We start from the raw sequence: 6237 nt of genomic DNA, 5'->3' as shown, positions 1-6237 counted from the left end.
GTAATATATCTATATATTACATATAGTAAAATTTACTTTGACTTGAATTCTATTAAGGGAAATACCACCGATGTGGATTGCACGACGCGTCAGAAGCCCCTCGTCTATAAAGGAATGACGCGCGAAAGCGGATCGGTAGATAGGCGTATGATGCCTCCACTGCTGAAAACAGCGGCGCATCCTACAGGCGACAATGGCGATAGGATCTGAATCAAAGCAACCAGGAACAGCGAGCCGGCCGCTTCCACTCCTCGGAATTCTTCAGGCATTTCAGCTTTTTGGCATCGGCCAGATTGCGCAATGTCTCGCCACGGCCAAGCCCCGGCCAGGAGAAATGAACGCGATGATTGGGCCTTGCCAACCAGCAGATTTGGATAGCGCGACAAAAAAACTTGGCTGCGGGGGTGGGCAGAAAAACAATGCACGCTATGTGATGCATATGAGCGGGGAGAAATATTAGGTCTGTGGAGGAGGTCGTCCGGCACAAAGGAAGAGGATTCTGATGCCCAATTCAGTTTTGAATGCCCTGGGACAGCCACTTTACTATAGCGGTACGTCGACAGCCTACTTTTCCGCCACCGGCTCCGGCCCGGTGCTTTACGGCACCGCAGGCAATGATTCCATATGGGGCGACAACACCGTCAACGTGACGCTGATGGGCGGCACGGGTGACGACATCTATTATATCTACTCGAGCAACAATCGGGTCTCTGAAGGCCCCAATGCCGGTGTCGATACCATCAACACCTGGATGGATTACACGCTGCCCGCCAATGTCGAAAATCTTACCGTTACGGGCGACAATCGCCATGCCTATGGCAACGACGCCGACAACATCATCACCGGCGGCAGCGGCAGCCAGACCATCGATGGACGCGGCGGCAACGATGTGCTCATTGGCGGCGGCGGGGCCGATACCTTCATCATCAGCAAAGGCAACGGCAGCGATCTCATCACCGATTTCAGCGATGACGACAAGGTCAGGCTCAATCAGTATGGCCTGTCGTCCTTCGATCAGGTTGTCAGCCATTCCACGCAGGAAGGCGCCAATGTCCGGCTCGATCTCGGCAATGGCGAAAGCCTGGTCTTCGCCAACAAGACCATCTCCGACCTGCATGAAGACCAGTTTCAGCTCGGGCTCGACAGATCGTCGCTGACGCAGACCTTTTCGGATGATTTCAACACGCTCTCGCTGCACGAGGGAACGCAGGGCACCTGGGATGCTAAATACTTTTGGGCGCCGGACAAGGGCAGCAGCCTGAACGATGAGCTGCAATGGTACATCAACCCCTCTTACGCGCCGACCGCCTCGGCAAACCCGTTTTCCGTCTCCAACGGTGTTCTGACGATCACGGCAAAGCAGACACCGGATGCCCTGAAATCGATCGTCGAGAACCATGATTACACATCCGGGCTTCTGACCACCCACTCCACCTTCTCGCAGACCTACGGATATTTCGAAATGCGGGCGGAGATGCCGCACAATCAGGGCGTCTGGCCTGCCTTCTGGCTGCTGCCGGAGGATGGTTCCTGGCCACCGGAACTCGATGTGGTGGAGATGCGCGGGCAGAACCCAACCACGGTGAATGTCACGGTCCATTCGAATGCCACCGGTGAGCACACGAAGACGTCCATTCCGGTGGAAGTGCCGAGTACGAACGGCTTCCACAATTACGGCGTGCTCTGGGACAAGGATCAGATCGTCTGGTATTTCGACGACGTTGCCGTCGCCCATGCCGATACGCCGGCCGATATGCATGGTCCGATGTACATGCTAGTCGACCTCGCAGTGGGCGGCGTAGCGGGCACTCCGACGGATGGACTCCCGAACGGATCCGAGATGAAGATCGACTATATCAAGGCCTATTCGCTGGACGATCACGCCGCCCAGCTGGCCACCTCGGCCCAATCCGCCCATACGACGGACTGGCATATCTGACCGGTCTCGGAACTTGATCCATTCCCCCAGCGGCCGCCCGATTTGTGTCGAGCGGCCGCTGGGGAAATGCCGCAGCTCAATCGAGACCACCCTAATCCTCCCTGAACGCCCGCCGGATCTGGTCGGTCATCGGCTTTGTCAGATAGGCAAGAACGCTTCTCTCGCCCGTCTGCAGAAAGGCTTCCACCGGCATACCCGGCAATGGCGTCAGGGCTCCGAGCCTTTCCCATTCAGGCTTTGCCACCTTGACCCGCACGACATAGTAGCTTTGTCCCGAACGCTGATCCGTCGTCAGATCCGCCGAGATCGTATCGACGTGCCCATTCAGCTCCGGGGTGATCCGCTGATTGAAGGCGGGAAAGCGCAGGGATACCGCCTGGCCCACGGTAATCTGGTCGATATCCTGCGGCGCAAGTTTAAGCTCCGCCACCAGCGCATCCTTATCCGGGACTATCTGCAGGATCGCTTCTGCAGGCGAGATGACGGCCCCTGCGGCATGGATGCTCAGCTGGTCGATGATACCAGCCTGAGGTGCCTTGATGTCGATCCGCTTCAAGTCATCTTCAGCCGCTACCAGACGCTCGGAAAACTGGCCGCTATCGCTCTCGGCCTGACGCAATTGCTCGGACACTTCCGAACTGCGGTCTGCATCGATCTGCAGGATCTGCAGTTCGGTTTCCGCGATCTTGCCCCGGGTCTGGGCGATGGACGAGACGAGGTTTCCGAGATCGCCGTTCAGCGAAGCGCTTTCCCGCTGCAGGGAGTAGACCTTTGTCGCCGAGATAATGCCCTGGTTGAGCAGGCCTTCGAGACTTCCGAGCTCCTTCGCAATGAGCGCGATTTCCCGCCGTTTGCCCTCTTCCTGTGCTATGAGCCCTTCGATCTCCCGGTTGAGCTGTTGAATGCGCTCGTGAAGCTGCGATTTCTGCCCTTCGCGCGATGCCTGCCGATCGAAAAAGAGCCGCCGCTCGCCGGCCAGAATGGCCGCGACATCCGCGTTTCCGGCAGATGAAAGGAGATCTGCTGGAAAGGCGATCTCCTGTTTGCCGTCGCGCTCCGCCGTTAGACGCGCCGTGCGGGCGGAAAGCTCGTTGAGCCGCTTGCGGATGATGGAGAGGTTGGCCCGGGTCTGGGTGTCGTCCAGCCGGACGAGCACCTGGCCCGCGGCGACATGCTCGCCGTTCTTCACGAGGATTGCGCGGACAATGCCGCCCTTCAGGTGCTTTATCGGCTTTACATAGCTGTCGACGACAAGCGTGCCGGACGCGATCACCGCCCCGGCGATCTTGGTCGCGGCGGCAAGGCCGCCCATGACACCAAACAATAGAAGGATGACCGCTACCACCAGCAGCGACAGGCGGCGGATCATACGTTCGTTCGATGACGAGGCCTTGCCGATCATCCGTGCGTCTCCCCACCGGCTATGGCCAGATGCGTTGTTCCGAGCTGCTTGGGCGATGGACCAAGGATATCCTTCTTTGGCCCGAATGCCTGAACCTGACCGCCGGCAATGATCAACACCGTATCGGCAGCGGCGAGAGCGCTTGGCCTGTGGGCAATAACGATTGCAATGCCGCCCCTGTCCTTCACAACTGCAAGCGCCGCCGTCAGTGCAGCCTCGCCTTCCGCATCCAGATTGGAATTCGGCTCGTCGAGAACCACTAGAAATGGATCGCCGTAAAGCGCTCTCGCCAAGGCTATGCGCTGCCTCTGCCCGGCCGAAAGGCGCGATCCGCCTTCGCCGATCTTCGTATCGAAGCCGTCCGGGAGCTTGACGATCATGTCGTAGACACCGGCCGCCTTCGCCGCCGCGATGATCGGCTCCGTCGGCATGTCCTCGGCAAAACGCGAAATATTCTCGGCGATAGTGCCATCGAAGAGGTCTACATCCTGCGGCAGATAGCCGATATGCTGCCCAAGCTCGTCGGTATCCCATTGCGAAAGCGCGGCACGATCGAGCCGCACGGAGCCGATTGCAACCGGCCACAAGCCAGCAATCGCACGTGCCAGCGAAGACTTGCCCGATGCGCTCGGGCCGATGACGCCGAGTATGGTTCCCGCCGATATCTTGAACGAGACATTGCGCAGGATAAAATCGCGGCTGCCGGGCGACGTCACGGTGATGTTCTCGACGCTGAGTTCCCGTGACGGCGTGGGCAAGGCGAAGGCCTGCGGCGCGGGCGGCGCGGCGTCGAGGAGTGCGGCAAGCCGCGTCCAGCCCTGGCGTGCAGCCACAAAACCCTTCCATTGGCCGATCGCAAGCTCGACGGGCGCCAGCGCCCGCGTCACCAGGATCGAACTCGCAATGATGATGCCTCCCGTGGCTTCCTGGCGAATGACAAGGATCGCGCCGACGGCAAGCACGCCGGATTGCAGCATCATGCGCGCGATCTTTGCGGCGATGGTCAGCGCGCCGACGCGGGTGCTCGCTATCGCCTGGTACCTGAGGTAATCCTCATTCATGACAGCCCATTTATCGGTGAGCCGGCCGGAAAATCCCATGGCAATAGCAGCCTCCCAATTCCGCCGCGCGGCCTGAGCGAAGCCGAGACGCGCCGCGGAAGACCTAGCCGCCTCCAGGGCCGGTCGACGGGACAGCATTTCGGCAGCCACGGTAATGCCGACGAGCAGCAAGGCACCGCAAAGAGCGGTGAAACCGATCCAGAAGTGGAACAGAAAGCAAAGGAGCAGATAGAACGGCACCCAGGGCAGATCGAACAGCGCCGTCGAACCGCTGCCGGAAAGGAAGGAGCGAATCTGCTCGAGATCACGCACCGATTGCAGCCCATCGTCCGACGTCTGTTTTTTGCTCGGTAGGAACAGAAGCGCGCCGAAAACCTTCCTGTTTAGGCGCTCGTCGAGCGACATGCCGATGCGCATAAGCAGCATGGAGCGCAGGAATTCGATTACGCCCTGAAACAGGTAGAGGGTCACGACGATGATGACGAGACCGGACAATGTCGGCAGGCTATGGCTCGGAATGACCCGATCATAAACCTGCAGCATGAAAAAGGAGCCGGTCAGCGTCAGCACATTGATGGCAGCGCTCGCTAGAGCGATGCCGATGAAGGCCTTGCGAAGCGCCGACAACATCAGCATAGCGAATGTTTGCGGCGAGTCTTTCGGGACGGCAAGCACCTTGCGTCGATCCTCAACATTGGCCGTCGCGTACGGCAGGGCTTCTAATCAAGTTCATGATGCCGCCTCCCGTTCGGCACCATAAACCTATGAGGCGATCGTCAAACGGCATCAGCCGCCACTCTCGCTTCGTACCTAACCTTCGGTGATCCCATATAATTTAGGAAGTCGAAATCTGCTCGAAATGCAGTTTCGGTGAACCCAATCTTAGCATAGGACACCCTGTCCATTTGCGGGACAATTGCGCCATGAAATGGGTCAGTCGCCGGTTCCGGCAAGATGCGTTGAGTTCACATCGGCCGAAGCGGGCGACATCCCGCCGCCCGAGTGCCTGCATTCAGTCGAATTTCTCCGTCGTATCGGCCTTGCCCTTGACCCAATAGCCGGATGCCTTGATCCAGCTCAGCGGATAGCCGCGTTCTTCGACTAGGTAGGAGCGCAAGGCACGGGTGACGGAGGCTTCGGCGGCGATCCAGACGAAAGTACCCGGGGCCATATCGATCGACTGAAGTATCTTCAGAAGCGAGGACGGATCCGCTGCCTCCGAGAGAGGCCGATATGCCCAGCGCATATCCAGCTGCGCATCGGTCTGAAATGCCTGATGTTCGCGCGCATCGGCAACCGCGACGACCGCCGTTATACGCGCACCCGCTCGCGCCTCTTCAATCCGGCGGCCGATGGCCGGCAGCGCCGTCTCGTCGCCGATCAGCAGCCAATTCTCGATATCCGCGGACACGACGGCCGAGCCGCGAGGGCCGCCGATCTCCAGCCTGTCGCCGACGCAAGCGTCGAGCGCCCATTGCGTGGCGGGGCCCGCCTCGTGGACGGCAAAATCGAGGACGAGCGTTCGCGCCTCGGTATCGTATTGGCGAGGCGTATAGTCGCGCCGCTCCATCTCCGCGCCGGCACCCGGCACCATCACCTTGATGTGGTCGTCGGGCGCAAGGCTTACGAAATCGGCGAGATCTTCGCCGCCCAGCCGGATGCGCAGCATGCCGGGAGTGATCCTGTCAATGGCTGTTACCGTCAGGAAGCGCCGCTTCAGTTCATGGCGCACGCGCTCGATCTTCGGGGCGGAGATGGCCGTGTTGGAATTATGGGGGGTATCCATTGGTGTCCTTTCGAGGCGCTTCGATCTCGATCCGCAGGACACAGTCGCG

At 59.6% G+C, this 6237-nt stretch carries 5 protein-coding genes; 2 read left to right on the top strand and 3 right to left on the bottom strand.

The annotated features are described in order from the left end of the window. Positions 1-210, top strand: a 210-nt coding sequence (locus AC13RE_RS21720) for a hypothetical protein (RefSeq protein WP_488564461.1), incomplete at its 5' end; no start/stop codon positions are given. Between the two features lie 292 nt (positions 211-502). Then, positions 503-1939, top strand: coding sequence for an endo-1,3-1,4-beta-glycanase EglC (gene eglC / locus AC13RE_RS21715; RefSeq protein ID WP_488482532.1), 1437 nt, complete (start codon positions 503-505; stop codon positions 1937-1939). Positions 1940-2030: 91 nt separating this feature from the next. Here the strand turns inward: eglC and AC13RE_RS21710 are convergent, their stop codons facing one another. From AC13RE_RS21710 to AC13RE_RS21700, 3 genes are all read right to left on the bottom strand, one after another. Next, the gene (locus AC13RE_RS21710) at positions 2031-3341 is read right to left on the bottom strand and encodes an HlyD family type I secretion periplasmic adaptor subunit (RefSeq protein ID WP_488564460.1); all 1311 of its coding nucleotides are present in this window, start codon (positions 3339-3341) and stop codon (positions 2031-2033) included. After that, positions 3338-5038, bottom strand: coding sequence for a type I secretion system permease/ATPase (locus tag AC13RE_RS21705; protein ID WP_488564459.1), 1701 nt, complete (start codon positions 5036-5038; stop codon positions 3338-3340). Before AC13RE_RS21705 ends, AC13RE_RS21710 begins: the two co-directional genes overlap by 4 nt. A gap of 376 nt (positions 5039-5414) precedes the next feature. Next, the gene (locus AC13RE_RS21700) at positions 5415-6188 is read right to left on the bottom strand and encodes a siderophore-interacting protein (protein ID WP_488564458.1); all 774 of its coding nucleotides are present in this window, start codon (positions 6186-6188) and stop codon (positions 5415-5417) included. Between the last annotated feature and the right edge of the window lie 49 nt (positions 6189-6237).

It is taken from the genome of Martinezella sp. CNPSo 3959 (assembly GCF_057784355.1).
The sequence above is the reverse complement of the archived record's forward strand: the minus strand, read 5'-3'. Positions and strand labels throughout refer to the sequence as shown.

Excerpts from the sequence above, each read along its gene's own strand:
- eglC (WP_488482532.1), top strand. The coding sequence starts at position 503 with ATGCCCAATTCAGTTTTGAATGCCCTGGGACAGCCACTTTACTATAGC.
- AC13RE_RS21710 (WP_488564460.1), bottom strand. The coding sequence starts at position 3,341 with ATGATCGGCAAGGCCTCGTCATCGAACGAACGTATGATCCGCCGCCTG.
- AC13RE_RS21705 (WP_488564459.1), bottom strand. The coding sequence starts at position 5,038 with ATGCTGATGTTGTCGGCGCTTCGCAAGGCCTTCATCGGCATCGCTCTA.
- AC13RE_RS21700 (WP_488564458.1), bottom strand. The coding sequence starts at position 6,188 with ATGGATACCCCCCATAATTCCAACACGGCCATCTCCGCCCCGAAGATC.